The sequence below is a fragment of the Streptomyces sp. ActVer genome, from assembly GCF_027270795.1.
In the GTDB taxonomy this organism is placed as follows: Bacteria; Actinomycetota; Actinomycetes; order Streptomycetales; family Streptomycetaceae; genus Streptomyces; species Streptomyces umbrinus_A.
The window spans coordinates 1-1,407 of sequence record NZ_JAPWHT010000883.1 but is presented as its reverse complement, the minus strand read 5'-3'; the positions used below and the strand labels follow the sequence as shown (position 1 = coordinate 1,407).

The window sequence follows — 1,407 nt, the reverse complement described above, 5'->3', positions numbered from 1 at the left end:
CTGCGCGCGCTGGCCCCGCGCGTCGTGGACCCGGCGCTGCGAGCGGAGTTGCTGGCGGTCTGCGCCACCCTCACCGCCTCGCCCGGCCCGGTGCCGACGGCCCGGCGGGTCCGGCTCACCCCGCGTGAGCTGGACGTTCTTGCCTGTGTGTCGATCGGTACGACCAACGCGGCCGCCGGGGACCGGCTCGGGCTGCGTCCGGAGACGGTGAAGGCCTATCTGCGCTCGGCGATGCGAAAGCTGGGCGCGCACACCCGGCTGGAGGCGGTGGTGGAGGCGCGGCGGGCGGGGCTGCTGCCCTGAGATCCGTTCTTGACTGCCGCCCTGAAGGTCCATACCTCGCTCCGCGCTCTATACATGCACGGGCACGCTGAAATCCCGTATACCTGATCTCTGTTATTTCCCTCACGGCGCAACCCTCCGAAATTCAAGGGCTCTTTGCTTAATATTGAGCCGAACACGACTGAGGGGAGCGGTGCGCGTGCGACGGGATTTCGAGGAGCCTGTCAGACCCCGTTCCGAGCAGGTCGTCGGGCGGGACGAGGTACTCAGACGAGCACGTGAGCAGCTCTCCCGAGGCGGCAGCCTTCTCTTGCACGGTCCGCCCGGAATAGGAAAGTCGACCGTCCTGCGGGCAATGGCAGCGGAATATGCCGAATCAGCCCGAACTGTGTTGCGCTGTTCGGCAACCGAGTCGGAATCCCATCTCCCGTTCCTCGCTCTGGTCGATCTGCTCGGCCTGGTCGCCGACGAGGTCGCCGACGCGCTGCCCGCCCCGCAGAAGGCCGCGCTCGAAGCGGCGCTCACCGGCCGCGCCGAATCGTCCCTGCACCAGGACGGTCTCGCGCTGCGACTCGCGGTGCTGTCGGTGCTGCGCGCGCTGGCGGCCAAAGGTCCCGTCCTCCTCGTCGCCGACGACCTGCAGTGGCTGGACGCGCCCAGCGCCGAGCTGCTCGGTTTCGCAGCCCGCCGCCTCGGTGGGATGCCGGTGCGGATGCTCGGCGCGGTACGCACCGGCACGGAACCGAAGGAACAAGAACACGACCCGTATCTACGCGCGTATCCGCCGGAGGCGCTGGCCCTGCGGCTGACCCCGCTGTCCCGGCCGCAGGTGTCCGAGCTGCTGGTCACCCGCGGTTACACCGGTCTGCGCCGCTCGACGCTGCGGGACATCCACCACACCAGCGGCGGCAACCCGCTGTTCGCGCTGGAGCTCGCCCGCGCCCTGGCCGAGAGCCCGACGCCGCCCCGCCCGGGCGAGCCGCTGCCGGTGCCGACCTCGCTGCGGGCCCTCGTCCTCAGCCGCCTGGAACTGCTGTCCACCGAGGCCCGGCAGACCCTGCTGGTCGCGAGCGCGGGAGCCCGCCCCACGCAGACCCTGCGGGGGTCGGCCGCCCGTGCGAACGC

General features: G+C 70.9%; 2 protein-coding genes. Both read left to right on the top strand.

Going from position 1 to position 1,407, the window contains the following annotated elements; translation table 11 throughout:
- The coding region (locus tag O3Q52_RS53055; RefSeq protein WP_269655544.1) for a response regulator transcription factor at positions 1–303 on the top strand (303 nt) is incomplete at its 5' end.
- 172 nt (positions 304–475) lie between these two features.
- On the top strand, positions 476–1,407 hold a 932-nt coding region (locus tag O3Q52_RS53050), incomplete at its 3' end, for an AAA family ATPase (RefSeq protein ID WP_269655543.1).